The organism is Streptomyces sp. NPDC047042 (assembly GCF_040644035.1).
Taxonomy (GTDB): domain Bacteria; phylum Actinomycetota; class Actinomycetes; order Streptomycetales; family Streptomycetaceae; genus Streptomyces.
This window is the reverse complement of record NZ_JBEYVP010000004.1, coordinates 12,084-38,097: the sequence shown is the minus strand read 5'-3', so window position 1 is coordinate 38,097 and position 26,014 is coordinate 12,084. Positions and strand designations below refer to the sequence as shown.

The 26,014-nt window shown below is 70.4% G+C and carries 21 protein-coding genes; 12 read left to right on the top strand and 9 right to left on the bottom strand.

Annotated features, from left to right (window positions below; genetic code table 11):
• Positions 1-34: 34 nt before the first annotated feature.
• The 5 genes from ABZ855_RS05350 to ABZ855_RS05330 form a co-directional block, all read right to left on the bottom strand.
• The gene (locus ABZ855_RS05350) at positions 35-1,027 is read right to left on the bottom strand and encodes an aldo/keto reductase (RefSeq protein ID WP_360801254.1); all 993 of its coding nucleotides are present in this window, start codon (positions 1,025-1,027) and stop codon (positions 35-37) included.
• Between the two features lie 96 nt (positions 1,028-1,123).
• The gene (locus tag ABZ855_RS05345; protein WP_360801251.1) at positions 1,124-7,777 is read right to left on the bottom strand and encodes a papain-like cysteine protease family protein; all 6,654 of its coding nucleotides are present in this window, start codon (positions 7,775-7,777) and stop codon (positions 1,124-1,126) included.
• 258 nt (positions 7,778-8,035) lie between these two features.
• Positions 8,036-9,493, bottom strand: a complete 1,458-nt coding sequence (locus ABZ855_RS05340; RefSeq protein WP_360801248.1) for an aldehyde dehydrogenase family protein — start codon at positions 9,491-9,493, stop codon at positions 8,036-8,038.
• A gap of 257 nt (positions 9,494-9,750) precedes the next feature.
• Entirely contained in the window at positions 9,751-10,392 is a 642-nt protein-coding gene (locus tag ABZ855_RS05335; RefSeq protein WP_360801245.1) for a response regulator transcription factor, read from the bottom strand.
• A gap of 26 nt (positions 10,393-10,418) precedes the next feature.
• Entirely contained in the window at positions 10,419-12,041 is a 1,623-nt protein-coding gene (locus ABZ855_RS05330) for a GAF domain-containing sensor histidine kinase (protein WP_360801242.1), read from the bottom strand.
• Positions 12,042-12,368: 327 nt separating this feature from the next.
• On the opposite strand from ABZ855_RS05330, the gene ABZ855_RS05325 reads away from it, so the two are divergent.
• Positions 12,369-14,003, top strand: a complete 1,635-nt coding sequence (locus ABZ855_RS05325; protein WP_360801239.1) for an AMP-binding protein — start codon at positions 12,369-12,371, stop codon at positions 14,001-14,003.
• A gap of 197 nt (positions 14,004-14,200) precedes the next feature.
• Here the strand turns inward: ABZ855_RS05325 and ABZ855_RS05320 are convergent, their stop codons facing one another.
• Together ABZ855_RS05320 and ABZ855_RS05315 are read right to left on the bottom strand one after the other, a co-directional pair.
• Positions 14,201-14,902 carry a GntR family transcriptional regulator gene (locus tag ABZ855_RS05320; RefSeq protein ID WP_360801236.1) on the bottom strand — a complete coding sequence of 234 codons (702 nt, stop codon included), beginning with the start codon at positions 14,900-14,902 and terminating at the stop codon, positions 14,201-14,203.
• Positions 14,903-14,909: 7 nt separating this feature from the next.
• Positions 14,910-15,593 (bottom strand): 4-carboxy-4-hydroxy-2-oxoadipate aldolase/oxaloacetate decarboxylase, encoded by a 684-nt coding sequence (locus ABZ855_RS05315; protein WP_360801233.1) that lies wholly within the window; start codon positions 15,591-15,593, stop codon positions 14,910-14,912.
• A gap of 299 nt (positions 15,594-15,892) precedes the next feature.
• Here ABZ855_RS05315 and ABZ855_RS05310 point away from each other — a divergent pair, with 299 nt between their 5' ends.
• From ABZ855_RS05310 to ABZ855_RS05270, 9 genes are all read left to right on the top strand, one after another.
• Positions 15,893-16,642 carry a PIG-L deacetylase family protein gene (locus ABZ855_RS05310; RefSeq protein WP_360801230.1) on the top strand — a complete coding sequence of 250 codons (750 nt, stop codon included), beginning with the start codon at positions 15,893-15,895 and terminating at the stop codon, positions 16,640-16,642.
• Positions 16,639-16,941: a hypothetical protein gene (locus ABZ855_RS05305; RefSeq protein WP_360801227.1), complete on the top strand. Its 303-nt coding sequence runs from the start codon at positions 16,639-16,641 to the stop codon at positions 16,939-16,941. The genes ABZ855_RS05310 and ABZ855_RS05305 overlap by 4 nt, the downstream gene beginning before the upstream one ends.
• A gap of 122 nt (positions 16,942-17,063) precedes the next feature.
• Complete coding sequence (locus tag ABZ855_RS05300) at positions 17,064-18,122, top strand: PDR/VanB family oxidoreductase (protein WP_360801224.1); 1,059 nt, start codon at positions 17,064-17,066, stop codon at positions 18,120-18,122.
• A gap of 18 nt (positions 18,123-18,140) precedes the next feature.
• Complete coding sequence (locus ABZ855_RS05295) at positions 18,141-19,169, top strand: aromatic ring-hydroxylating dioxygenase subunit alpha (RefSeq protein WP_360801221.1); 1,029 nt, start codon at positions 18,141-18,143, stop codon at positions 19,167-19,169.
• Positions 19,166-19,867, top strand: a complete 702-nt coding sequence (locus tag ABZ855_RS05290; RefSeq protein ID WP_360801218.1) for an alpha/beta hydrolase family protein — start codon at positions 19,166-19,168, stop codon at positions 19,865-19,867. Before ABZ855_RS05295 ends, ABZ855_RS05290 begins: the two co-directional genes overlap by 4 nt.
• Positions 19,868-19,889: 22 nt before the next feature.
• Entirely contained in the window at positions 19,890-20,171 is a 282-nt protein-coding gene (locus ABZ855_RS05285; RefSeq protein ID WP_360801215.1) for a muconolactone Delta-isomerase family protein, read from the top strand.
• The gene (locus tag ABZ855_RS05280; RefSeq protein ID WP_360801212.1) at positions 20,168-20,902 is read left to right on the top strand and encodes an SDR family oxidoreductase; all 735 of its coding nucleotides are present in this window, start codon (positions 20,168-20,170) and stop codon (positions 20,900-20,902) included. The genes ABZ855_RS05285 and ABZ855_RS05280 overlap by 4 nt, the downstream gene beginning before the upstream one ends.
• Positions 20,903-20,931: 29 nt before the next feature.
• Positions 20,932-21,291, top strand: a complete 360-nt coding sequence (locus tag ABZ855_RS05275) for a protocatechuate 3,4-dioxygenase (RefSeq protein ID WP_360801209.1) — start codon at positions 20,932-20,934, stop codon at positions 21,289-21,291.
• Position 21,292: 1 nt separating this feature from the next.
• Positions 21,293-22,147, top strand: coding sequence for a class III extradiol dioxygenase subunit beta (locus ABZ855_RS05270; protein WP_360801856.1), 855 nt, complete (start codon positions 21,293-21,295; stop codon positions 22,145-22,147).
• A 2-nt stretch (positions 22,148-22,149) separates the two neighbouring features.
• Here the strand turns inward: ABZ855_RS05270 and ABZ855_RS05265 are convergent, their stop codons facing one another.
• Together ABZ855_RS05265 and ABZ855_RS05260 are read right to left on the bottom strand one after the other, a co-directional pair.
• A complete protein-coding gene (locus ABZ855_RS05265) occupies positions 22,150-22,866 on the bottom strand; it encodes a flavin reductase family protein (RefSeq protein WP_360801206.1) in 717 nt (238 codons plus the stop codon).
• Positions 22,867-22,907: 41 nt separating this feature from the next.
• Positions 22,908-23,702, bottom strand: coding sequence for an enoyl-CoA hydratase/isomerase family protein (locus ABZ855_RS05260; RefSeq protein ID WP_360801203.1), 795 nt, complete (start codon positions 23,700-23,702; stop codon positions 22,908-22,910).
• Between the two features lie 170 nt (positions 23,703-23,872).
• On the opposite strand from ABZ855_RS05260, the gene ABZ855_RS05255 reads away from it, so the two are divergent.
• Positions 23,873-24,484, top strand: a complete 612-nt coding sequence (locus ABZ855_RS05255; RefSeq protein ID WP_360801200.1) for a CGNR zinc finger domain-containing protein — start codon at positions 23,873-23,875, stop codon at positions 24,482-24,484.
• Between the two features lie 214 nt (positions 24,485-24,698).
• Positions 24,699-25,970, top strand: coding sequence for an aldehyde dehydrogenase family protein (locus ABZ855_RS05250; protein WP_360801197.1), 1,272 nt, complete (start codon positions 24,699-24,701; stop codon positions 25,968-25,970).
• Positions 25,971-26,014: the final 44 nt, after the last annotated feature.

Here is a 26,014-nt window from a genome sequence, read left to right as displayed (position 1 = left end):
TTCCTCCTGGTCCTGGCCGTGGTGGCGGCGAGTCCTACCAGGCGAAGGCCTCCGGGGACGGTCCCGGTCCTGGGAAGATCTCGTCCAGCCCGTCCAGCAGCTCCTCGCTCAGCTCCAACTCAACGGCGCGCAGGGCGGATTCGAGCTGCTCCGCCGTGCGCGGGCCGACGATCGGGCCCGTCACGCCGGGGCGGGTGAGCAGCCAGGCCAGCGCGGCCTCACCGGGCTCCAGCCCGTGCTTGTCGAGAAGATCCTCGTACGCCTGGAGCTTGGCGCGTACCTCAGGCCCGGACATGCCGCCCGCCGCCCGCCCCTCGCTGCGCCGGCCGCCCTCGACCTCCTTCTTCAGCACGCCGCCGAGCGCACCGCCGTGCAGCGGCGACCACGGGATGATGCCGAGGCCGTACTCCTGCGCGGCCGGGATGACCTCCATCTCGGCGCGGCGCTCGTAGAGGTTGTAGAGGCACTGCTCGCTCACCAGGCCGATGGTGCCGCCGCGACGGGCCGCGATCTCGTTCGCCTGGGCGATCTTGTAGCCAGGGAAGTTGGACGACCCGACGTAGAGGATCTTCCCCTGCTGGACCAGTACGTCGACGGCCTGCCAGATCTCCTCGAACGGGGTGTTCCGGTCGATGTGGTGGAACTGGTAGACGTCGATGTAGTCGGTCTGGAGGCGCTTGAGCGACGCGTCCACGGCGCGCCGGATGTTCACCGCCGACAGCTTGTCGTGGTTGGGCCACGCCGCGCCGTCCCCGCCCATGTTGCCGTACACCTTGGTGGCGAGGACGACTCTGTCCCGCCGCTCGCCGCCCTTCGCGAACCAGTTCCCGATGATGCTTTCGGTACGGCCCCTGTCCTTGCCCCGGCCGTAGACGTTCGCCGTGTCGAAGAAGTTGATGCCCGCATCCAGCGCCGCGTCCATGATCGCGTGGCTGTCGGCCTCGCTGGTCAGCGGACCGAAGTTCATGGTGCCGAGGACGAGCCGGCTGACCTTGAGTCCCGTGCGTCCGAGCTGCGTGTACTTCATGGACTCACGCTAGTCGCGTGGAGTGCGCTCTAGGCAAGGGCCCACATCGGCCCACCTCGTCCGGGCACGACCGGAGAGGTGGTTATGCTCCGGCGTTCAGACGTCCGGGTTGGCGTGCGTCGCTGTGGGAGCAAGCATGAACACCGTGCTCTCCAGGTACTCCTTCGGGCCGCCCGGCGCGTCCCACGGTGTCTGTGCGTGCCACATGTTCAGCAGGGTCCGGCTCGCCGCGACGGCGTCGCGGGCGCCGATGAGGGGGTCGAACGAGGTGATGTCCTCGATGTGCGGCAGTTCGCCGGCCGGCTTGTCGTATGCGTTGTGTGCGTCGGAGTCCTGTCCGCTGTAGCAGTGGAAGGTCTCGATGCCGCCGTAGCGGCCGTGGGTGCCGGACTTGAACGCGTCGTCGCGGCCGGGGAGGAGGTCCTCCGGGTTGAGCAGCGTCCGCTTGACGTGGCCGCGGGCGTAGGAGTCCTGCACGAGGTGCAGCAACGAACCCATCGCGCGGCGGCCGAGGTCGACCGAGCCGTAGGCGCTGTCGAGCGTGAGCAGGTGGCGCAGGGTGTCGGTGCCCTTGGGCCGGGTGGAGCCGTCGAAGAACCGGCTGAGCGCGTAGGAATAGGTGAATTCGTTGTGGACGACGCGCGAGGTGACGGGAACGGCCGCCAACTGTTCGTCGCCCGACAGGCCGTCACCTATGGACAGCCGGTACATGACCTCGGCCCAGAGCATGATCTGCGCGAGGGTGTCCCACGGCGGTTCCCCGGCCCGTTCGGCCATGGCGTGCAGGAACTGCAGGTCGAAGTAGTGGGAGCGGCCGGTGAGGTTGGTACGGTCGTTGACCGAAGCCCGACCGGCCCGTTTGAAGGCGAACGACCAACAAACCCCGGTGGTGAACTTCCAGTTGTTCTCCGGGTCCTCGTCGAACAGCAGGATCGCGGGGTCGTCGTTCCAGATCACGCCGCGGCAGAACTCGTTCGTCGGCTGGTGGGTCCCGGCCCGCACACGGCGCGGCACCGGTACGTCAGAGCGGGACAGAGCCGCGAGGGTCACCAGTTCGTGGATGGGTTCGTGGATGCCGAAGGGCCCTTCGATCTGGAAACCCTCGGTCTTGTCGCGGCCTTCGATGAAGTGCACGACCTGCGATCGCGGTCGCACGTCGAGCGGGCTGTCATGGACCATCGCCTCGTAGTCCCGGACGAACTCCGCGAACTCCGTCGTCGCCTCACTGCCGGTGCTCGGGTCGATGAAGGTGAAGTAGGTCCCGTGGCCGTCCTCCGTTCCGGTCCCGGCGATCCGGATGAGGACCCTGGCATGCGGTGACCACTGCTGTCCGGGTGCCCCGTCCGTGGTCACCCAGAGGGGCCCGTAGGTCTGCAGCCAGTCCACGTACTGTCCCAGCCGGTAGCTCGCCGGCGGTTCGGCGACCATCCGGACGCGCAGCACGAAGTCGTTCTTGTCCTCGGCGTACAGACCGGTGTCGGCGAGGTAGATGTCCCGGTAGGTCCGTCCGGCGGCGCTCACCACGGCCAAAGGAGTGATGTCCGGTCGGTTCTCCTTCCAGCCCGCCATCATCGCCGCGGCCACCGCCCAGCAGTCCTCCTCCCGGCGCTGCCGGAGATGTGGCACGGTGCCGGAGACCTCCGCGAGCACCCGGGACGAGGCCGTGCCGCGGATCGTGACCGACTCGCTGTTGCCGGAGCTGTCGAGGCGGCTGGCCGTGACGTCCTTGCCCTGGGCCACGGCCCGGACGGCTGCCTGGCTGAGCGGGGTGGCCGTCTTCTGTCCCTCAGCTTCGGCCTCGGCCTGTCGGCCCGCCCCGCCGTCGATCTGCTGACGCAGATGGTCCTTGACGAGCCGCCCCTGGTCCTCCTGGCTGATCGCGCCGGAGTTCTTGGCTGCGGTGATCGAGTCCATGATCCGGCCGCTGTTCTGGGTGTTGTGGCGTTGGGTCGCCATCTCCTTGGCCATCTCGGCGAAGCCCTTGGCGTTCTCCTGGTTCGACAGGTACGTGCGGATCGCGTTCTGCTGGTTGGCGTCCAGCCCGGTGAGGTCCCTGAACACCCCGCTGTTGGCGAGGAGTCCGGAAAGGCCGGCGAGTCCCGCACCCGGCTCGGGCACCGCGGGGGCGTTCTGGACGTTGACCATCGGGGCGGCGAAGTCCTTGAAGGCTGCCTTCCATTCGTCCAGGGCGGGGGTGGGCAGGGTGACCGGTTCGATCGTGGGTGTCGCGTCCAGGCCGAAGCGGCTCCAGTCCTGCAGCCGGTCGGTCTCGACCTTCTCGCAGGCGTTGCACGCTCCCATGACGGCCTCGGTGAACACCCCTCGGGTCGGGACGCTGATCCGGTAGGGCTCGACCGGGGTGAGCGGCTGGTAGTGGTCCAGCAGCGAGACCGGCGCGTCCTCGCCGCTGACGGTGGCCCGTACGAAGGAACCGCTCACCCGGTAGCCGGGCGCGACCGGCAGGACGAGCGAGTTGCCGGCGACGGTGACGACCTCGTTCTTCACCACGGACGCGAGGCTGCGCAGCCCGGCCGGACCCGGGACAGGGGTGCCGTCGGCGTGGAACACCTGGATGCCGAACCCGTCCAGCAGCATGTAACGGCGGTCCGGATCGAGCCGGGACCACAGCAGCTTGTTGTAGTGCTCCAGGTTGTTGTTGAGATGCTCCACGAGTGCGGAGACCAGATACCTGTCCTCCCGGCGCGGATTGCGTTTCTCGTCCGGGCGCAGGGGGACGTCGAGCCGTACCCCGTCCAGCAGGCCGTCCCGGAGTCCGCCGGCGTACAGGGGCCCCCGGTAGTGGGCGGTGGCGTAGTCCAGCCGTACGTTCTCCACATTCAGGGTGACGTAGCCGCGCAGCGCCCGGGCGGTGGCACTGGTGACGTCGAGGAGGAGTTGGTCGGGGAGCTGATTGCGGCGCTTGCTCGTGGTCCCCGAGAGAGTGACTTCGATCAGCCGCTCGCCGCCGGTGTAGCGGCTGGACGCCGTGGTGTCGACGGCGAAGTCGCTCAGCCGCACGCTGTTGATGATTCTGTCGAAGACCAGCGGGGCGATGTCCTGGTAGAAGATGTCGTCCCACTCCGAGATCAGCCGGCCGCCGAAGTAGTACGTGAGCATGTCGAGCACATCGCTGTACCCGAGGAGGCGGCCGTACAGCTCCCACTGCTCCCGGTCGCGCTGACCGTCCTGGAAGAAGTCGAGGCCGGACACCGTGACGGTCACTCCGTTGGCGGTGATGCTCACGGGGTCGAAGTTCTTGACGCGCATGCACCGCGCGGGCGGCACGCTCTCATAGTTGGCGTCGAGTGTCATGAATGCGTCGAACAGGGCTTTCCTGCCTTCGACCTGAGCCGTCTTGTACTCGATGTTGCTGCCCGGCGGTCCTGTGAACAGCAGGGACAGGCCGCCGGTCAGGCCCGCCGCCAGACCGTCGACCCACGTGGACTTGAGTGTCGCCGACACGTCCACCCGGTCGGTGACCACCGTCTTGCTGATCACCGGGAGGCTCTTGACCCGGTCGTAGCGTGTCTTCGGGCGGGGCAGGGCCACACGCAACTGCATCCGGCCGCTCAGAAAGCGGACGGGCTCCTCGTCGTAGGAGGCGGCGGGGAAGTCGACGTTCGCGTAGGCGGTGCGCAGCCGCTGGACGGCGTCGAAGGCGGGCAGCAGTGGATGCTGCCGCCGTCCGTTTGCGGTGGGGCCGGTGGACGGCTGGAGGTAGGTGTCCGACGGCATGGGCAGCAGCGCCGGGGCGAGCACGTCGCGCCACGCGGCGATGTTCTCCACGGAGAACCGCGCCAGGGGCAGGGGCACGAAGACGCACTCCTCCACAGAGGCGAGCTCGTGGAAGAGCGCGTAGTGCCGCAGCACCTCGAAATACATCATGGTGAGGCTGTGGCAGTGGTTGTGGTTGGCGATCACTTCACTGGTGACCCCGTACCGCTGGCTCTGCTGGACGCTGGTGACGACGGAGGCGTTGAGCTGCCGGTAAGCCTCGGCGTTCTGCATGATCGACTGCCGTAGCCGCTCGCTGAAGAACTGGGCCACGTCGCGCGAGCCGTCCTGTTGGGCGTTGCTGCTCGCCTGCGAGGTTCCGCCGGCGACGCCGATGACGACACCACCTGAGCCGCCGTACGCACCGGTGCCGCCGGAGCCCTGGCCCGCTGCCCCGAAGCCGTAGCTGACGCCGGAGGTGTTCGCGCGGGAGTTGCCGCGCAGCGATTCGTCGATGCCGCCGGCGAGCAGGCTGGTGACGTTTCGTTCGTTCACCAGTCCCATGGCCAGCGTCTCGTCCTGGGCCAGTTGCTGGGCCTCGGCGCCGGCGAGGGTCCTCGACGCCTCGAAGACCGCTATCTCCTTCTTCTGCCCGGGGGCCAGCGGGAGGGAGTAGACCAGGTCGCCGAGGGAGTATCCGTCGGCCTTGAACAGCACCTTGTAGTGCAGGATGTGCCCCGTCGCGACACTGACCGCCTGAGAGAACTCGGCGTGCAGGTCCGCCGGTTGCACAGGATCGGTCTGCGGCCGGGACAGGTGGGGGACGGACGGGACGCGCGGCCACAGCGGGGAGGCGGGTGAGGAGGGTGAACCCGGGGAGCCCAGGGAGGCAGCCCACCAGCGGGGAAACGGGAGCGGGCTCGCAGTGGCCGGCGGGTCCGGGGTCTCGGGCGCGTTCTGCCACTCGATCGGATTGTGCAGCCCCACCGGCCGGCGGACGCGGGTCGTGGTGGCGCCGGTCAGCTCGTAGTGGACCGAGGTGCCGACGGTGTCGACGGCCTGGCCGACCAGCGGTTGCAGAGCCTCGGCCGCGCTGATGGTCTGCGCCGCCTCTGGCGGGAAGCCGAAGCCGTCCACCGCCGCCTGGTCACGGGTCGCCCGCAGGGTGGAGACGAGGGAGGCGATGTGCTCCCGGGCGGCGGCCAACGCGCTCAGGGTGATCGGCGGGCCGTCCGCGGTGAAGGCGGAGGCGACGGCGAGGACGTGCGGTTGCACTGCTTCCACGGCCTTCAGCACGGTGGCCGCCGACGGCCCCGCGTTCAGCTCCACGCCCTGCCGTGCCGCGAGAAGGGCGGTGACCGCCCGGCTGTGCAGGGCGGCGGCTCCGGTGGCCAGGGCGGCGACTTGTGAGACGTCCAGCGAGGCGAGTCCGGTCTGCTTCCGGGTGAGGCGGCAGGTCGCGACGTCCGGATCGGAGGTCCGTACGACGGCCTGGAAGGCGAACTCGTTGATGGTGCGGTTGGGGGTCGACAGGTTGACGCAGGAACCGCCGATGTCCTGCGAGTAGGTGTCGGAGCCGATCAGGTCGGAGTGGTCGGGGAGCCGACGTGGGCTCTCCGCGGTGCCGCATCCGCAGTCGTCCCCCGAGCAGGGCCCGTCGGAGGCCCGGGGGTTGCGGACCAACAGGTAGAGGAAGTCGGCGGAGATGGTCCGATCGCCGTCGGAGGCGACGACGGGGATCTCGACGGGGTCGTCCGGCGCCACCGAGCAGACGGCCCGGGCCTGTGCGTGCGTGCCGTAGGGGTAGGGCATGGTGAAGTTGCCCGCACTGTCCGCCTTCGCCGCGCCCACGGCCCGCCAGGCCTGGTCGTCGGCGTTCCTCACCTGCACCAGCACGAGGATGTCCTTGACAGCGCAATCCCTGTTGAAAACCACCACCCGGCCCCGAAGGCGCAGATTGGCGTCATGGGGCGGGGCATCCGGCCGGACCAGAGTGGTCGGTGTCTGGGCCGGGACGACGGCGCGCAGCTCAGCCAGGGCGGGATCGTCCGGCCGCAGGCTCCGGCTCCACAGCGTGGAACCGTCCAGGCCGTGAACGCTCACCCGTACGTCGGCCAGCACGGCGCTCGAGTAGAACGGTCCGCTGTCGGTGAGCTCGAACGGGGCGGAGCGGTCGGTCACCACGATGTCCGTGTCGAACCGGAAGCGGTACGCCCGTGGGCGGCCCTCGGTGTCCGTCCACTCGGCGCAGACGTCGAACGGCGCGAAGTCCCGCGCGGAGAGGGCGTTTTCCGGCGGGCCGTTGACGGTCAGGGTTCCGGCGACGGTCAGTGTCTTCGGCTCGGGAATCGTCAGCGGATTGTCGACGAGGGAGCTGTGGGCCCGCCCAAGAGCCTGCACCAGCCGGTCGGCGTCGCGCACCGAGGACTGGTCCCTCAGCAGCGAGGTGATCTTCTCCGCGTCGGCGTCGGCGAAGCCGGGGACGCCGTCCACCAGTTGGGTGAGATACGACAGCAGAGCTGCCAGTGGAAAGTCCGCACCGTGGACGGCTAGTTGCTCGCGCAGCGCGAGGAACTTCCTCTTGTTCACGAGGAAGTACGCCGTCCTCGACCGCACTCCGTGGGGGCGCTGGGGGCCCTCCCGGTCGGCGTCGGGGCTGAGCTTCGCCATCGCCAGCACGTCGAAGGCCTGCTCGCCCAGCCACTGACCGTCGAGCGAGCGGTACCGCACACGGACCGGAAGCGTGAGCGCGTCGGTGTCGCCCGCGGTGAGGGCGGCGCGGAAGAAGAGCGCGGCCGCGGTGGCCGAATCGTCGGTGGGGCCGGTCAGGACGGTCTCCGGGAGGGCGACTTGATACTGGTCGTCGCCCGCGGTGTGGACGAAGGACGCTGACTGAGAGGTCTCACCGGTGGTGCGTATCGCCTCGCGGTCGGGCCCGGTCGTGAAGACCGTGGCGGGCACCTCGACGGTGACCTCCACTGGCATCGACTCCGCGGCCGCGCCGTCCCGGGAGATGCTCCGCTGAAGGATGATCATTGTCCCGCCCCCTGGTCCGGCTCCCCGGCCTCGGCCTGATATCGGCGGGACAAGGCTCTTTTTGCAGACCGAAGATGACAAGCAGGACGACGGCGAGCCAACCCGGCAAATACGTCTGTTTACGTAGCCCTGTATCGCCTCCTGACGGGCGCGCACGCTCCCTCCGAGCCCTGTCCGAGCCCCGACGGCAGCGGTCGCGCGCCCCCTTGCCCGGTTGAAGGCGGCCTCGTACCGGGCAAAGGGGCACGGCCGCCCGGCTCAGGCCAGGGAGATGACGACCGACTTGGTCCTCGTGTACTCCTGGAGTGCCTCCGGGCCGGATTCGCGTCCGTAGCCGGACTGCTTGACGCCGCCGAAGGGCATGGACGGGTCGAGCATGGCCCAGTCGTTGACCCAGACGATGCCGGCCTGCAGGCGCGCGGCGACCCGGTGGGCGCGGGCCAGGTCGGACGTGTGCAGACCGGCGGCCAGGCCGTACGGCGTGCTGTTCGCCAGCCCGACCGCCTCGTCCTCCGTGTCGAAGGACTGGACGGTCAGTACGGGGCCGAAGACCTCCTCCTGCACGGTACGGGCGTCGTTGTCCAGGCCGGTGATGACCGTGGGTCTGTAGTAGTAGCCGCCCCCGAGCTCCAGTCGTTCGCCCCCGACGACGACCTGCCCGCCGTCCTTTCTGGCGAGTTCCACGTATTTCTCGACGTTCTCGAGGTGCCGTTCACCTGCCATCGGGCCGACCACGGTGGCCGGGTCGAAGGGGTCGCCGACGGGTACCCCCGGCACGGCCTCGGTGAGGATGCCGACCACCGTGTCGTGCAGGGAGCTGTGGACGAGCAGCCGGGGGGCGCCCATGCAGAACTGCCCGGTGTTGTAGACGAATCCCTTGATGACCGCACCGACCGCCTTCTCCACGTCGGCGTCTGGGAACAGGATCTGGGCGGCGTTTCCGCCCAGTTCCATGGTCACGGGCTTGAGCCGTTCGCCCGCGGTGCCCGCCACGACGCGTCCGACGCCGGTCGAGCCCGTGAAGGCGACCTTGTCCACCAAGTGGTGCCGTACCAGGGCCCCGCCCAGGGCGCCGCCGCCGGTGACCACGTTCACCACCCCGGCGGGCACCCCGGCGGCGGTGAGGATGTCCGCCATCAGCAGCGCGCTGAGCGGAGTGTCCTCGGCCGGCTTGTGCACGACCGTGTTCCCGGCCGCGAGCGCCGGGGCCAGCTTGGAGGAACTCAGGATCAACGGGAAGTTGAACGGGGTGACCAGCCCGCACACACCGACGGGGTCCCGCCGGGTGTAGGCATGGGCCGGGATCGAGAGCTGCCGGGTGGCGCCGTCCAGGTTCTGTGCCAGCGCGGAGTAGTACTCGTAGGTCTCGGCCGCCGTCTCCACGTCCACCGCCCGGGACAACGTGACGGGTTTGCCGACATCCAGGCTCTCGGCGGCGGCGATCTCGTCCGCCCGCTCACGGATCAGGCCGGCCACCCGGTTAAGCACCCGGGCGCGTTCGCGGGCCGGGGCCAGGGACCACTGACCCTCGTCGAACGCCTCGCGGGCGGCGCCCGCAGCGGCGTCGAGATCGGCCTCGCCGGCCTCCGCGACCGTGGTGACGACCTGGCCCGTGGACGGGTCCACGACATCACGCCGCTCCCCGGACTCCGCCTCCCGCCACGCTCCGGCGATGAACAGCCCGCCCGACTCGATGTGCGGCCGCTGCACGCTCATGATGCGCTCGCCTCCTCGGTGCGGCCCGCGGCCGTCACCGTGCCGACGCCGGTCGCTCCAGTGCGACCGGCAGGTTTCCGGATGATGGCCGCGCAATGGCCGCCGGCAGAAGAGGAAGGGAGCACAGCGGAGGAAGTGGAGACAGATGACGTAGGGCGGTCCCGACATTCGGCCTTCGCCGGTCCGTCATTCAGGAGCGGCCCGTCGACCGGTTCGGCGGGTGTCCCGCGTCCCGGCGCGGCCAGGACAGGCATCGCTCAACCGCGTGGCGGTACCAGTCCCTGCCGTACGGCGAACAGCGCCGCCTGGGTCCGTGAGGTGAGGCGCAGCTTGCGCAGCACATTGCTCACGTGCGTGCGGGCCGTGCGCTCGCTGATCACCAGTTCGTCGGCGATCTGCTGGTTGGACCGTCCCTCGGCGACGAGGACGAGGACATCACGCTCGCGGCCGGTGAGCGCACCGAGCCCGGTCGGCGGCGCGACGATCTCCTGGGTGAGCCCCCGGGCCACCGCGGGGTCGAGAAAGACCTCTCCCCGTGCCGCCGCGCGGATCGCGGAGACCACCTCGCCGGCCTCCGCGTCCTTGAGCAGATAACCCGCGGCCCCCTGCGCGAGGGCGGCGTGGACGCGCTCCATCTCACCGAAACTCGTCAGCACCACGACCCGTACCCCGGGGTGCTGTTCCCTGATCAGCCCGATCGCGGTCGGGCCGTCCATCCTGGGCATGAGCAGGTCGATCAGCACCACGTCCGGCAGCTCGCCATGGGCCGCCATCGAGTCCAGCCGGGCGAGCGCCTCCTGCCCGTCCGCCGCCTCCGCGGCGACCTCCATGTCGTCCATGACCTCCAGATAGGCGCGGATGCCACGGCGTACGACGGCGTGATCGTCCACGATCAGCACCCGGGTCCGCCGGGGCTCCCCGCTGCTCAGAGCCGCACCGTCAGCGGGGTGTTCGCCGAGCTGTCCGGGTCCCCGGGGGAGGAGTCCGGCACCTGTACCGGCAGGGGTACGACCACGCGCACGGTCGTACCCGTCTGCGCGCGCGACCTGATCCTCATGGTGCCGCCCCATCGTTCCGCCCTTTCCCGCATGGTCGTCAGTCCGTAACCCTCAGCGCCCGCCTCCGTCCCCGCACCGACGTCCCGGTGCCCCTCCGGAGGAACCGGGCTCCCCATCGCGTCCCGCAGTCCGCAGCCGTTGTCGGTCACGGTCGCGGTCAGGGTGTGGCCGTGGACGCCGAGGCGGACGGTGGCGAAGGTGGCCTCCGCGTGCTTGACCACGTTGTGGATGGCCTCCGCGATGATCCGGTAGGCGTCCTCGGCGAGTTCGGGGTCGATCGAGTCCAGCCCCCGCCCGAACCGGAGCCGGAAGTCCAGACCGGTCCGGTTCTCGGTGCTCCTGACGAGCGTCCGCACCGTCTCCTCCAGACCGAGGCCGGCGGTGGAGGACGGGCGCAGTTCGTGCACCATCGCCCGCAGATCGGCGAGGACGGTCCGCGCGAGCGTTCCGATCTCGTCCGCGAAGTGCCGGACGGAGTCGGCGGGCACCGGCAGGCCGCGCGTTCCGAGTACGCCCACCGCGTTGGCCTGCATGCCGATCGAGAACACCTGCTGGACGATCGAGTCGTGCAGATCCCGGGCCAGACGCTGACGTTCGTCCTGCCGGGCCCCGTCGCGTTCACGCTGCAGCAGCGTGGCGTAGTCGACGGCGAGGGCGGCCTGTTCGGCCATGGCGACGAGGAACTCCAGGGTGCGGGTGCCGACCTCCTGGCCCGGTGCGAAGTACGCGTTCAGCACGCCCTCGGCACGGCCGCGCACCGTCAACGGCACGCTGACGAAGGAGTCCCAGGCCAGTTCGCCGAGGTAGTCGTGCAGGGGTTCCCAGGCAGGGTCCGAGCGGATCTCGTCCCAGCGGTGGGGGAGGACGATCGGGCTGCGCTCTTTCAGGGTGTCCAGCATGACCAGCCGGGCGCCCCGGTCGCGGCACTCCAGCAGACGGTCGAGGAACGTCTCCGAGCGCCGCAGGCCCGCCGAGCCCATCAGCCGCAGTTCCCGGCCCGTACTGTCCAGGATCAGGATCTGCACCCCGGCCAGCCCGTCGGTCCGGACGATCTGCGCGGCCACGGCGTCCAGGGTCGAGCCCAGTGATCCCTCCGAGGCCAGGGAGACGGAGGTCCGGGCGATGGCCGCGACCCTGCGGTGGCGGTGCCCCTCGTCCGTCACGTCGCGGAACGACACGACCTTCAGGCCCGGGTCGGCCGGCAGATTGCGGGCCCGGTAGGCGAACTCGCGGCGCGCCCCGGAGCCGGTCACCCAGTAGGCCACCTGCTCATCGGACTGGTCCTCCAGCAGCCCAGGGCAGGCAGGGGCTTCCTTGGTGAGCGCGAACGGAGCGGCGGCCCCGACGAGATCGGCCTCCACGCGCGCGTCGCACAGCGCGACCGCCGCCGGGTTCAGCTGGACGAAGCGGCCCGCGCGGTCCACCACGGCGAGACCGTCCATCGTCGCGGCGGCGACATCGCCCCACTCGACGGGCCGTGCAGCGGACATGGCCTTTCTCCTCATCAGCAGCGCGCGACGGGCCCCCGGGGGACAGGGACAGGCGCACGGACTCGCGGAAGGGACCGGTGGAGGGGGCGGGCAGGGGCGGGAGCAGGGGCCGGGGTAGGGCCGACGGCAGCATCGTAGCCCGGGGCGCGGACCGCGGTGCTACGTCATTTGACCTGTTCATCGCCTGTCGAAAGCGCCGAGTGGGTTCAGTCATTGCTCGCGTTCCCCCTCCGACGCCACACGCCTAGCCTGGGCATCCACCTCGCCGGATTCCCGAACTCCCCCGGATGGGATCCGGCGAGGCCCGAGGACGAGGAGGTCTGAGGAATGGACGTGTCCATCGGCACGATCTGGGAGGCGGTCTGCCGCGCCCTGCCCGATGCCGTCGCCATCGTCGAGCCCGGTCGCGAGCTGACCTACCGGGAGTTCGACGACCGTGCGTCACGGCTGGCCGCCGCGCTGGAGGAAGCCGGGGTGCGAGCCGGCGACACGGTGGCCTGCTACCTGTACAACGGCGCCGCGTACCTGGAGACGGTCTTCGCGGCGTTCAAGCTCGGGGCCGTGCCGGCGAACGCCAACTACCGTTACACCGGCGAGGAGTTGTCCGAACTGCTCACGGACGCGGACGCGGCGGCGGTCGTCTTCAGCGGCGCCCTGGCGGACCGGGTCACGCACGCCGCAGGACACGTACGGACGTTGAAACTGCTCGTGCGGGCCGGGGACCTGCCCGCCGAGGGCCCGACCGGGCCCGCCGTGCCCGAGCTGGAGGAACTGCTCGCGAAGCACGCGCCCCGCGAGGCCCGGCCCCGGCCCGGCTCGGACCGGCTCTTCATGTACACCGGCGGCACCACGGGCAAGCCGAAGGGCGTGATGTGGCAGCTCGGCGACCTGCTCCACTCCATCCCGATCCTCCGGCAGGCCGGCGTCACCGAACTGCCGAAAACGCTCGACGAGTTCGCGGCGACCGCGGTGGCCGCCCACCGCGAGGGCAGGGCGCCGACCACCATGCCGGTCGTCCCCCTGATGCACGCCACCGGTCTGTTCAACACGATGGGCACCCTGCTGGTGGGCGGCCGGGCGGTCATGGCACGGCAGGGCGGACTGGATCCGGCCCATGTCTGGCAGTCGCTCGCCGAGCGCGAGATCGACACCCTGCTCGTCGCGGGCAACGCCGTCTGCAGGCCGCTCGTCGACGAGCTGGTGCGTGCGGAAGGCGCCGACGAGCCGTACGACCTGCGTTCCCTGCGTACGGTCATCAGCTCCGGCACCGCGCTCGACGACCGGCTGAAGAAGGCGCTGCACGAACGCGCCGATGTCACGGTCGTCGACGCCATCGCCTCCAGCGAGGGCGGCCCCTTCGCCCTGGGGATCACCTCGTCGGTACGGGAGTTGCCGACCCGGTTCCGTCCGGTGCCCGCGGCCAGGGTGATCGGCGAGGGTGACCGTTTCGTCGAGCCCGGCAGCGGTGAGACCGGGAACCTCGCCTACTGCGGGCCCATGCCACTCGGCTACTACAAGGACACCGGCAAGAGCGCCCGGACGTTCCGCACCATCGAGGGCGTGCGGTACGCCATCCCCGGCGATCTCGCCCAGATCGAGGCGGACGGCGCGATCAGGTTCCTCGGGCGCGGCTCGGGCGTGATCAACACCGGCGGGGAGAAGGTGCACCCGCAGGAGGTGGAGGACGTCCTGCTGACGCACCCCGAGGTGACGGACTGCGTGGTCGTCGGAGTCCCCGACGAGACGTGGGGCGAGCGGGTCGCGGCTGTCGTCGCGGTCGGGTCGGCCGCCACCGTCACCGGTGAGGAACTGCGCGACTGGGTCCGGCGCGGCCTCGCCGGTTACAAGGTCCCGCGGTCCGTCGTACTGAGGGAGGCCCTGCCCCGTACACCGACGGGCAAGCTCGAAATCGCCTGGGCCAGGGCGACGGCCCAGAACGCCGGTGCGGCGGCGGGAGGCTGACGCCGTTCCCAGGACGACGGGGACCCAGGGCCGGCCGACCTACGGCCCCACGACCGGAGACCGCCGCCTCGACCGGCTGCCGATCGTCGTGCCGACCACGCGACCACGCGACCGCGCGACCACGCGACCGTCGTCCACCGGCGGACGCGCGGTTCGCGGCGTCGCGGTCCGGCCGGTCGCTCGGGCCGTGGTCGCCGTCAGAGGTCCGGGGGCGTCTCGACCCTCCGTGTGCCGCTCGCTTCCAGGGCCCTCAGCGCCTCGACCACGCTGGCGATGTGGTCCCTCATGGCCGCTTCGGCCTCCACCGGATCGCCGGAGGCGATGGCCTCGACGATCCGCTGGTGCTGGGGCAGCGACGCACGAGCCCGGCCGGGCACCCGCGAGAGCATGAACCGGTGCCGGACCACCTGGGCCCGCAGCTGTTCGATGAGCCGGTCGGCGGTCTCGTGGCCCGCGATGTCGCGGATGCGGGAGTGCAGGCGGGCGTTGAGGTCGCTGTACTCCGCGAGCTCGCCGTCGGCCACCGCCTTCGCCATGTCCGCGCAGATGCCGCGCAACGTCTCGGCCTGGTCCGGACTGATCCGCTCGGCCGCTCGCGCGGCGATCAGCCCCTCCAGGACCATGCGGGCCTCCGTGATCTGGACGGCCTCGGCGAAGGTGATCTCCCGGACGCGGGCGCCGCGGTTGCGCTGGATCTCCACCAGCCCCTCCGCCGCCAGCTGCTGGAACGCCGTCCGCACGGTGGCGCGGCTGACCCCGAACTGCTCGCAGAGGTCCGCCTCCACCAGACGCTGTCGTGGCACGTACTCGCCGCGCAGCAGAGCGTCCCGGATCGCACCGGTGACGTCGAATCCGACGGGGGTACCGGCAGTACCGGAAGTAGTGCTGGGAGTGCTCATCGTGAAGTCAGTCCTGGTAGGTGACGCCGAGTTCGGCGAGCCGGGCGCGCAGTCCGTAGTGGTCGACGCCCAGTGTCCCCGACCGCAGCACCTCCCGGTTCACGGCCTCCTTGGCGATCCGCTTCTCCGCCGACTCGGCCGCCTCCTCCGCCTCCTCGAGGGGTACGACAACGACACCGTCGTCATCCGCGACGACGACGTCCCCGGGGCGGACGGACACCCCGCCGAGCGTCACGGGCACGTTGACCGAGCCGGGGGACGCCTTCACCGTGCCCTGCGCGGACACGGCCCGGGCCCAGACATGGAAGCCCATCTCCCGCAGTTCGGCGGTGTCGCGCACTCCGGCCCCCGTGACCAGGCCGATGACACCGCGGGCGGCGAGGGACGTCGCCAGCAGTTCGCCGAACATGCCGTCCGTGGACGGGGAGGTGGTGGTCACCACGAGGACGTCCCCGGGGCGGCACACCTCGACCGCCGCGTGGATCATCAAATTGTCTCCGGGGTGCGAGCTGACCGTCACCGCCGGGCCCGCCATCCGCACGTTCCGCTGGTTCGGCCGCAAGCCGGTCCCCGCGAGACCACGCCGGCCGATGGCCTCGTGAACCGTGGACACCCCGGCCTCGGCGAGCCGGGCGACGACGTCCGGGGCCGGTCGGTCGATGTTCCTGACGACGACATAGCGGTGGGGCATGTCTCCTCCGGGTTGCTCCAGGAATGGTGTCAGGAGATTGCTCGAAGTCAACATTATTGTCAACAAAAACTTTCGCGATATGGTGAACGACGTGCCGGTCCGTTCCGACCCGCCCACCTCGCGTCAACACCGCGCCGCCGCGCCGGACTTCGTACGGCACTCGCCCTCGCGCAGGTGATCACTTCCGCAGCCGAACCTCTCGTCGAACACCTTTCGAACCCGCCTTCTCCGCCGGTTCGCAGCGCACACGACGTTCGTCCGGCGCACACCCCGCTCCCGTCCGACCCCAAGGAGTCCAGATGACCGTCACGTCCTCCCAGCCCTCCGGCGGCGCCCTGCTGGTCGTCAGCGCGCACGCCGGCGACTTCGTCTGGCGGGCCGGCGGCGCCATAGCCCTCGCCGCAGAACGCGGTCAGCGTGCCAAGGTGCTGTGCCTGAGCTTCGGCGAACGCGGCGAGTCGGCCCGCGCCTGGCGAGAGGGCCTCCGCCTCGACGCGATCAAGGAACTCCGCCGCACGGAGGCCACCGGCGCCGCCGCCGCACTGGGCGCGGAGATCGAGTTCCTGGACGCCGGGGACTACCCCCTGACGGAGACCCCCGAGCTGGTGGACCGCATCGTGCGCGTGTACCGGGAGGTGAACCCCTCGGTGGTCCTCACCCACACCCTCACCGACCCCTACAACGGCGACCACCCCGCCGCCGCACGCATGGCGCTCCAGGCCCGGGTACTCGCCCAGGCGGTCGGCTACGACGCACCCGGTGAACCGCTCGGCGCACCCCCGGTGTTCTTCTTCGAACCGCACCAGCCCGAGCAGTGCGACTTCAAACCGAACGTCCTGCTCGACATCACGCCCGTCTTCTACAGGAAGCGCAAGGCCATGGAGTGCCTCGCCGCCCAGCAGCACATGTGGGACTACTACACCGACCTCGCCAAGCGCCGTGGCGTCCAGCTGAAGCGCAACGCCGGTCCCAACCTGGGCCTTCCGCACACGACCATGGGCGAGGCGTATGTCCGGCTCTACCCCGAGACGACCGGGACGCTGGCATGACGGTGACCACGCACATCTGGGTCCCCTTCCGCGAGACGGCCCTGTTCGTGGAGTTCCCGCCGGAAACGGACGCCGCGAACCGTGCCCAGGGTCAACTCGGTCAACGCGAACTGCTGGCCGACGCCGTCCCCTCGGACGGCGTCACCCGGGACGACCGTTACGGCGAACCCCTGTGGCGGGTCGACGCCGAGCATCTGCACGCCGTGGTCGAGGCCCTGTGGAGCACGGACCAACCGCTGCACATCCACCTCGACCAGGCCCCGGAACCCGGCCGGGACACCGGCGAACGCGACGGATGACGTAGCCGGACCCGGACCTTCCGCCGTCCGGGTCCGGTCATTAGCGCGACGACCTGCGCGTTCCCCGTGACTAGCGTCGAAGGTGCCACGAGACCCCCGACCGCGCCGAGGAGATGACGCACATGACGAGCCCGTCGACCGCCGCCCCGGAGGTGCTCCCGCTCAGGACGGCCCTTGCCGCGACCGCCCCGGCACCACGCGACGCCGAGTACAGCGGCACAGTCGCCGTACTCTCCCGGCAGACGGCGGCGGACGGCGTCGCGTCCCTGGTGCTCGCACCGCGAGACGGCGTCCCCCTGCCGCCCTGGCAGCCGGGGGCGCACATCGACGTGGTCCTCCCGACGGGCACCGTCCGTCAGTACTCGTTGTGCGGCCCGACGACCGTCACCGACTGCTGGCGCGTCGCGGTGCTCCGGGAGCCCGACGGACGCGGCGGATCGCAGTGGATCCACGACAACGTCCGTGAGGGGAGCGAGCTGCGGGTACGCGGACCGCGCAACAACTTCCCCCTGCGACCGGCCGCGCGGTACCTGTTCGTCGCCGGTGGCATCGGCATCACCCCGCTGCTGCCGATGATCGCCGAGGCGGAGGCGGCCGGCGCCGACTGGTCGCTGCTCTACGGCGGCAGGACCCGCGCGTCCATGGCGTTCCTGTCCGAGCTGGAGCACTACGGCGACCACGTGACCGTACGGCCGCAGGACGAGTACGGACTGCTCGACCTCGCCGGCCACCTCGGCGAACCCGACCCCGCCACCCTGGTGTACTGCTGCGGCCCCGCCGGGCTGATCGACGCGGTCGAGGCCCACTGCGCCACCTGGCCGAAGGGATCGCTCAACGTGGAGCGGTTCGCCGCGACGCCGGGGCAGCGCTCCGGCGACGGCGACGGCGACGGCGACGGTGAGGCCGACGAGGCGTTCGAGGTCGAGCTGCGCTCGTCCGGGGTGACGCTCGCCGTGCCGCCCGGACAGTCGGTGCTCAAGGCGGTGGAGGAGGCGGGCGTAGCGGTCCTGTCCTCCTGCGAGGAGGGCATCTGCGGCTCCTGCGAGACCGCCGTCCTGGCGGGCGAGATCGACCACCGGGACTCCCTCCTCACCGACGACGAGCGGGCCGCCGGCGACACCATGATGATCTGCGTCTCCCGTGCCCGCCCCCGCGGCGGCCGCCTCGTACTCGACCTCTGACTGAAAGGCGTTGCCGTCATGCTCTCCGCACACGTGCGCAACGGCTGGTACCTGGGAGCCTGGTCCGACGAGATCGGCCGGAGCCTCACCCGGCGCTGGATCACGGACCTCCCGGTCTGCTTCTACCGGCTGCCCGACGGCACGGTCACCGCCGTCGAGGACCGCTGCCCCCACCGCAAGTACCCGCTTTCCCTGGGGCACTTGGACGACGACGGCACCCTCCAGTGCGACTACCACGGCTACCGCTTCGACGGGCAGGGCGTGTGCGTCGGCGTCGCCGAGCAGGCCGACCGTCCCAAGGCCGCCCTGCGCCGCTTTCCCCTGGCCGAGAAGGACGGCGCCATCTGGATCTGGCCCGGCGATCCCGGCCTGGCCGACGCGAGCCTGCTGCCGGACACCTCGTGGCTCACCGACCCGCGCTGGACCCACGTACACGGCGTCGTGCCGCTGAAGGCACGGCATCTGCTGCTCGTGGAGAACCTGCTCGACCTCACCCACGAGACGTTCCTGCACCCGACGAGCATCGGCAACGCCGCCGTCGCCGCCACCCCGATCGATGTCACCGTCGACGGCGACCGGGTCGGCTTCAGCCGGCGCATGACCGGCATCGACGCCCCGCCCTTCTACGAGAAGTCCATGGGACTGACCACGCCGGTGGACCGCTGGCAGGACGGCGAGTTCCACCCGCCCGGCATCTTCGTCCTCCACATCCGCGTCGCGGCCACCGGCACCGAGGAACCGGAGGGCTTCCACATGAAGGTGCTGTACGGCATGACACCCGGGCTCGGCAACGAGACCCACGACTTCTACGCCCTCGCCCGCGACTACCTCATCGACGACAAGGAGCTCACCGAGTTCCAGCACAAGCAGCAGCTCGCGGTGATGCAGGAGGACGTGGACGCCCTGGAGGCCCAGGAGTTGATGTACGCCACCGATCCGGGCGGCACCGCCGAGTCCAGCATCCGCTCCGACCTGGCCGCCCTGCGCGGACGCCGGGCCCTGGCGAAGATGCTGGCCCGCGAACAGCGAGGGAAAGTACCGGCATGAGCGTCTTCGTCCTCCTGCACGGGGCCTGGCACGGCGGCTGGGTGTGGCAGCGCGTGGCGCCGAGGCTACGCGCCGCCGGGCACGAGGTGTACGCCCCCACGCTCACCGGGGTGAGCGACCGTGCCCATCTGCTCGGTCCCCACGTGGGTCTGACGACGCACGTCCAGGACGTCGTGGCCCTGATCGAGGCCCACGACCTGCGGGACGTGGTGCTCGTCGGGCACAGCTACGCCGGTCAGGTCGTCACCGGGGTCGCGGACCGCGTCCCGGAGCGGCTGGCCCGGCGGGTCCACGTCGATGCGTTCGTCGGCGGCGACGGTGACGCGGCGATCGACCTGCTGCCCGACACCATCGCCGGGCACTACCGGGAGTCCGTCGCGGGGCCCGGCTTCGGCTGGCTCATCCCGGTGCGCTCGCTGAGCGTCCTGGGCGTGACGGAACAGGCCGACCTGGACTGGCTCGGGGCCCGCCTCACCCCGCACCCCTGGCTGACGTACACCGAGCCGCTGCGGCTGACCGGCAAGGGCGACCAGGTCCCCGGGGTCTTCGTCGAATGCACGGACTGGATGCGGGTGTTCACCCCGCACGCCGAGCGCGCCGCCGCCCTCGGCTGGCCGGTCCACGAGATCGCCACCGGCCACGAGGCCATGGTCACCGCCCCCGGTGAACTGGCGGACCTGCTGCTGGAACTGGCCTGAGGCCTCGAAAGGGAGGACCCGCATGGAATTCCTCGTCCGCACCGAGAACACCCTGCCCCCCGACACCCCTGACGACGTCCGCGACAGCCTGCGCAAGGGGGAGCGGGCACGGGCGACGGAACTCCGCGAGGCCGGGATCCTGAAACGGCTGTGGCGGGTGCCGGGCCGCAACGCGACCATCGGCCTGTACGAGGCGGCGGACCCGGCGGAACTGCACGACGCCCTGGTGTCGCTGCCGATGTGGAAGTGGATGGACATCACCGTGGAGGCCCTGGCCACCCATCCGCAGGAGAAGGCGCCATGACCGCGCAGGGCGTGCGCGTCGCCGTGGTCACGGGCGCGGCGGGTGGACTCGGTGAGGCTGTCGTGCGCCGACTGGCCGCCGACGGGTTCACCGTCGCCGCGCTGGACATCACGGAACCGAGCGACGGGGCGGAGAACACCGGCGTACGGACCTGGCGTTGCGACGTCAGCGACCCGGACGCCACACGCCGTACGGTCGAGGAGGTCGCGGAGACCTACGGTGGCGTGGACGTCCTGGTCAACAACGCGGGCCTGTTGTCCGGCCGGAGCAGTCTGCTGGACACCACCCCGCAGGAGCTGCGTCGCTTCTTCGACGTCAACGCCGTCGGCCCGCTGCTGATGGTGCAGGCGTGCGTGCCGTGGCTGGCCAGGAGCGCCCACCGCGGACGGGTGGTCAATGTCGCCTCCCGCACCTTCTTCACCGGCGCCCCGGGCCAACTCGCCTACGTAGCGAGCAAGGGCGCGCTGATCGGGATGACCCGGGTGATGGCGCGAGAGCTGGGTGAGCAGCGGATCACGGTCAACGCGGTGGCACCCGCCCAGGTCGCCACCCCCGGTACCCGGGCCCACTCCGGTGACGAGGTCTTCGCCGCGACCATGCGGCAGCAGGCGATCCAGGAGTACGTCACCCCGGAGCACTTCGCGGGACTCGTCTCGTATCTCGCCTCCCCGGACGCGGCCATGGTCACCGGGCAGACACTCGTCTGCGACGGCGGTGGCCTGCTGCACTGACCGGACCAAGACAAGGGAGAGGAGGAGCCATGTCCACCACCCGCACACCCCACATCACGGGCACCTACGTCTTCGACACCGCCGACAGCCGTCGGGGCCGGGCGCTGAACCGGCTCTGCGGATCATTGAAGGACGCCGGCAACCGGGCGAGGTTCAGCGCCGACGAAGGCGCGTACTGCGAGGAGTACGGGCTCACGGCCGAGCAGCGGGAGGCCGTGCTGACGCGGGACTGGACGCGGATGCTGGAGCTGGGCGGCTCCATCTTCTACGTCTTCAAGCTGGCGGTGCTGGACCAGAAGTCGATGCAGTACCTCGGAGGTGTGTTCACCGGCATGACCACCGAGGAGTTCACGCAGGCACTCAGGGCGGGAGGGCGGAGCTTTGGCTGAGGTGATCTGGGGACTGGCCACCTCGCACGTGCCGTCGATCGGCGCGGCGATGGACCACGGGAAGACCCAGGACCCGTACTGGAAGCCGCTGTTCGACGGGTACACCCCGGCCCGGGAGTGGATGGCCCGGCACACGCCGGACGTGGCGGTGGTCGTCTACAACGACCACGCGAACGCCGTCGACATGTCCGTCACACCGACCTTCGCGATCGGCGCGGCGGCCTCGTACGAGGTGGCGGACGAGGGATGGGGCAGCCGCCCGGTCCCGGCCGTCATCGGCGCCCCCGAGTTCTCCGATCATCTCGTCGAAAGCCTGATCGACTCCTCCTTCGACATCACGGTGTTCCAGGACCTGGCCGTCGACCACGGTCTGACCGTGCCGCTGTCGGTGTACTGCCCCGACCCCGGGGAGAGCTGGCCGTGCGCTGTCGTCCCCCTTCTGGTCAACGTCATCCAGTACCCGCAGCCCACGGCGGCACGGTGTCTGGCGCTGGGCAGGGCCCTCGGCGAGGCGATCCGTTCCTTCCCCGAGGATCTCAAGGTCGCGGTCTTCGGTACCGGCGGCATGTCCCACCAACTCGCGGGCGCCCGCGCGGGACTGATCAACCAGGACTTCGACCGTATGTACCTCGACGCCATCGAGCACGACCCGGAGAAGCTGGCGGCGCTGACCCGCGAGGAGTACATCCGCGAGGCCGGCTCCGAAGGCATCGAGCTCATCATGTGGCTGATCATGCGCGGCGCCCTGGGACCACGGATCCGCCGCGTGTACGACGCCTACCACGTGCCCGCGTCCAACACGGCGGCCGGGATGGTGCTGTTCGAGAACCTGAGTGCGGGAAGCGTCACGTCCTGACGTCAGTCGAGTGTCGTCGTGGAGCCCGATGGTGACCAGTGGGGTGTGTCGATCGGCGAGTAGTACGTGTCCTTGCCGTCCAGGCGCACCATACGGCGACCGGCGCGCTCCCGGACCACTTCGGCGTCGAGCGGTGCCTCGAACGCGTTGTCCACCAGGGTGTATTCGGCGGCGAGTCGCCCCACCGGAGCGATGGCGCCGAAGTCGATCCGGCCGCCCACATAGAGGTCGTCCCGGATGTAGAAGCGCACCACGTTGCCCCAGACGACGTTGTTGAGCCCGTCGGGCGAGGAGAAGATGTGCTCGACGGTGCATTCGAACGCGACGGGCGCGCCCTTGATGCGCGGCGGACGGACGACCTCGGACGGCTCCTGCTCCAGTCCGACCGCGTCGAACTCGTCGACGTCGGGCTCGAACTCGAAGGCGCTGCGGTTCAGCCCGTTGATCTGCGGCAGGGTGGCCATGTTGGTGACGAACTCACCGGTGTCCCGGATGTTGACGAAGCTGTCCTTGAGTGTGGCCCCGTCGGAGCGCGGCTGAATGGACAGTGAGATCCGGGGCGGCTTGCGTCCGACGACGGTGAAGAAGGAGATGGGGGCCAGGTTGCCCACGCCTTCGGTGGACAGGGTGCTCACCCAGGCGATGGGGCGAGGGATGACACTGCCGATGAGCAGCTTGTAGGCGGACTTCGCGTCCAGGTCGGCGGAGTCGATGATCATGCGGTGTCCCTTGGTGAGTGTGTGTGGGGGAGAGCTGCGGCTCAGCGGCCCTTGAACGGCAGTACGGGGCGGGGGCGGCCCTCCTTGAGGGCCTTGGCGGCGGAGACCAGGCCGTCCTTGACGTCCTCGGTCTCGAAGAGCGGGACGGCGAGGTCGAACAGCTGCTGGTCGGCGGCGGGGATGCCGCCCGTGACCCAGGAGCGCAGCAGCGACTTGTGCACCACGTGGGCCCGGGTGGGGCCTGCGGCGATCTTGCGGGCGAAGGACTCGGCCTCGGTGCGGAGTTCGGCGTCGGGGACGACGCGGTTGATGACGCCGGCCTCGGCCATGACCGTGGCGGGTACCTGCTCGGAGGTCAGTGCCCATTCGTAGGCGCGGGCCCGGCCGGCCCGTTCGGCCACGCGGTGGATACCGCCGAGGAGGGTGACGATGCCGAGCGACTGCTCGGGATGGCCGAAGCGGGCGCTTTCACCGGCGAGGATGATGTCGGCCCGCAGCGCGAGCTCGAAACCGCCGCCGTAGCACAGCCCCTGCACCGCGGCCACGACCGGGATCGGGAGCTGTTCGAACCGGTTGATCACGGCCAGGATGTGGTCGAAGTCGGCCCGCAGGCTGGTGCGGTCGGCGCCGACCCAGGGGCGGAAGTCGCCGCCGTAACTGAAGTCGGGTCCCTCGGCCCGCAGTACCACGGCGCGGGCCGGGCTGCGGGTGATGGCGTCGACGGCTTCGCTGAGCTCCTGGGCGAACTCGGGTGCGAAGCGATTCTGCGGGGGGTTGTCGAGAACGATCGTGGCGACGTCGCCGTCACCGTCGAGGTAGTGGGTGAGAACCGGCATGGAACTTCCTAGGCTCGGGACAGCGTGGGCGGACACCCATCAGATGAAAGAACCTTACGCCTTTAGCTTCTTTCACTTCAAGGGGGTGAGGGTGTCGTACCCTGAGGCAGTGGCCAAACGGTCACGGTCATGTCGGCAGGGCGAACGCCCGGCGAAGGTGAGGCAGGGGCATGGTGTGGTCCGCGTCCACGCGCTACGAGGTCGATCCGGCGCCGCTCGGGCTGGCCCTGGTGCACGATCTGCTCAACACCATTCCCGCCGGCCGACCGCGGGCGGCCGATCTCCTGGACGACCTCGCCGACGCGCAGGCCTGGGTCGATCAGGCGCTGGACCGCTGGTCCCAGGAGAGGGAGCAGCCCGCCGCGCAGGTGCGTCTCACCGAGGACGATCTCGAGGAACTGCGCGGCCTGCGCGCCGAGTTGCGGCGTGTTCTCGCCTCACGGAGCGACGACGGCACGGACGCCGACGGCCAGACCGTCGCGCCCGCCGTCCATGTCGCGGCGGCGGCCGTACGGATGGACCGCAGTGGACGGGCCGTCCTGGAACCGCGCGGCCAGGGCTGGCGGTATGTGGCCGCGCTGGTGCTCCTCGAGGTGTTCCAGGCTCAGCAGGCGGACACCTGGCGCCGACTCAAGATCTGCCGCAATACGCGCTGCACAACGGCGTTCTTCGACCGATCCCGCAACAACAGCGGTGTATGGCACTCCACCAGGACCTGCGGAAACCCGGAGAACCTGCGCGCCCACCGGGCCCGTCAACGTGTCCGTCCCTCCGGGTCGTGACGCGGTCCCGCTGATGTGCCGGCCGTGGCCGCCTTGCGGTTCCCTGCAACCTTCGTAGCGAGTTCACTCCCTTCGGGATGCGGTCAGAGCCTCCGCGTGTTACTGCTTGCCCCGAGAAAACTGGGCGGTTTACAGTGGGCGCATAGGGGGATTGTTGAACGATCCTCCTGTCGCTCATTCGCCGAGTGTCGCGCGTGACTGTGAAGGGACCGATGTGAGCAGCAACGAGATGAGCGTGCCCCCCTCCGTACAGGAGGCGGTGCGCGCCTGCGCAGTCCGGGCGACGCAGGGCTCGGCGGCCCTGGCCCGGGCGTCGGACGTGGAGATCGACACCGCGCTGCGGGCCATGGCGGAGCGGCTGGACACGGCTCGCGACGTGCTGACGGCGGCGAATCAGGAAGACCTGCGTTCGGCCGCCTCGAGCGGGATGTCGGCGGCACTGCAGGACCGCCTGCGGCTGACCGGCCCGCGCCTCGAGGACATGGCCGCGGCGTTGCGTACGCTGGCGGACGTGCCGCACGAGCCCCGGGACACCGTCATCGAGGAGCGTCCCGACGGTCTGGTCCTGCTCGAGCGCAGGCGCCCGGTGGGTGTCATCGGCGCGAACTTCGAGGCACGTCCGAATGTCACACTCGACGTCGCCTCCCAGTTCCTCAAGTCCCGCAACGGCGGCGTCCTGCGCACCGGTTCGGCGGCCCTGCGCTCCTCCCAGGCCCTGATCACCCACGTGATCACGCCCGCTCTCGCCGACGCGGGACTGGACCCGGACGCCATCCAGCTGGTGCCGAGCGAGGACCGGGCGGCGGCATACGCGCTGGTGTCACTGCCCGAGACCGTCCCCCTGGTCATCCTGCGCGGCAGCGGAGACAGCACCCGGGAACTCGGCCGAGAGGCCGCTCGGCACGGCGTGCGCACCCTGGCCCACGCGGACGGCGGGGGTGTGCTGTACGTGGCCCCGGACGCCGACGAGAAGCTGGTGCACGAACTGATCACGGGCAGCCTGGACCGGCTGGGCGTCTGCAACCGCCTCAACCTGCTCCTCATCGACCGGGCCGCCCACGACCAGTTGCTGCCGGGCATCCTGAAAACCCTCCAAGGCCTGGGCATCGCGGCATCGCTGCCGCCGCACACCCACGCGCGCGGTTACGAGTGGTCTCTGGACTCCGAGAACGCGGCAACGGTGACGATCGACGCGGCGGACGGCCCGGTTCACGCCGCTCAAATCGCCAACGAGGAGACCTCCGGCCTGGCCGCCGCCATCGCCACCCACGACCCGGACACCGCGGACCGTTTCATGGACGCCTACGGCGGCTCAGGTGTCTTCTGGAACTCCACGACACGTCTCCTCGACGGCTTCAAGCTCCTGCGCCTGCCGGAGACCGGCATCAACATCGACCGTGTCCCCGGCCCCCGCGGCCCTGTCACCTACCGCGACCTGTATCTGCGCCAGTACGTCGTACGACCGGCGGCGGCCGTGCGCGGTTGAGCCGATGCCGCGCCTGCACTCGGAGGTGGCAGACGCGGCGCCTG

What these genes read in the sequence shown, in the direction of transcription:
- ABZ855_RS05350 (WP_360801254.1), bottom strand. Translation starts at nt 1,027, where the DNA reads ATGAAGTACACGCAGCTCGGACGCACGGGACTCAAGGTCAGCCGGCTC.
- ABZ855_RS05345 (WP_360801251.1), bottom strand. Translation starts at nt 7,777, where the DNA reads ATGATCATCCTTCAGCGGAGCATCTCCCGGGACGGCGCGGCCGCGGAG.
- ABZ855_RS05340 (WP_360801248.1), bottom strand. Translation starts at nt 9,493, where the DNA reads ATGAGCGTGCAGCGGCCGCACATCGAGTCGGGCGGGCTGTTCATCGCC.
- ABZ855_RS05330 (WP_360801242.1), bottom strand. Translation starts at nt 12,041, where the DNA reads ATGTCCGCTGCACGGCCCGTCGAGTGGGGCGATGTCGCCGCCGCGACG.
- ABZ855_RS05325 (WP_360801239.1), top strand. Translation starts at nt 12,369, where the DNA reads ATGGACGTGTCCATCGGCACGATCTGGGAGGCGGTCTGCCGCGCCCTG.
- ABZ855_RS05320 (WP_360801236.1), bottom strand. Translation starts at nt 14,902, where the DNA reads ATGAGCACTCCCAGCACTACTTCCGGTACTGCCGGTACCCCCGTCGGA.
- ABZ855_RS05315 (WP_360801233.1), bottom strand. Translation starts at nt 15,593, where the DNA reads ATGCCCCACCGCTATGTCGTCGTCAGGAACATCGACCGACCGGCCCCG.
- ABZ855_RS05310 (WP_360801230.1), top strand. Translation starts at nt 15,893, where the DNA reads ATGACCGTCACGTCCTCCCAGCCCTCCGGCGGCGCCCTGCTGGTCGTC.
- ABZ855_RS05305 (WP_360801227.1), top strand. Translation starts at nt 16,639, where the DNA reads ATGACGGTGACCACGCACATCTGGGTCCCCTTCCGCGAGACGGCCCTG.
- ABZ855_RS05300 (WP_360801224.1), top strand. Translation starts at nt 17,064, where the DNA reads ATGACGAGCCCGTCGACCGCCGCCCCGGAGGTGCTCCCGCTCAGGACG.
- ABZ855_RS05295 (WP_360801221.1), top strand. Translation starts at nt 18,141, where the DNA reads ATGCTCTCCGCACACGTGCGCAACGGCTGGTACCTGGGAGCCTGGTCC.
- ABZ855_RS05290 (WP_360801218.1), top strand. Translation starts at nt 19,166, where the DNA reads ATGAGCGTCTTCGTCCTCCTGCACGGGGCCTGGCACGGCGGCTGGGTG.
- ABZ855_RS05285 (WP_360801215.1), top strand. Translation starts at nt 19,890, where the DNA reads ATGGAATTCCTCGTCCGCACCGAGAACACCCTGCCCCCCGACACCCCT.
- ABZ855_RS05280 (WP_360801212.1), top strand. Translation starts at nt 20,168, where the DNA reads ATGACCGCGCAGGGCGTGCGCGTCGCCGTGGTCACGGGCGCGGCGGGT.
- ABZ855_RS05275 (WP_360801209.1), top strand. Translation starts at nt 20,932, where the DNA reads ATGTCCACCACCCGCACACCCCACATCACGGGCACCTACGTCTTCGAC.
- ABZ855_RS05265 (WP_360801206.1), bottom strand. Translation starts at nt 22,866, where the DNA reads ATGATCATCGACTCCGCCGACCTGGACGCGAAGTCCGCCTACAAGCTG.
- ABZ855_RS05260 (WP_360801203.1), bottom strand. Translation starts at nt 23,702, where the DNA reads ATGCCGGTTCTCACCCACTACCTCGACGGTGACGGCGACGTCGCCACG.
- ABZ855_RS05255 (WP_360801200.1), top strand. Translation starts at nt 23,873, where the DNA reads ATGGTGTGGTCCGCGTCCACGCGCTACGAGGTCGATCCGGCGCCGCTC.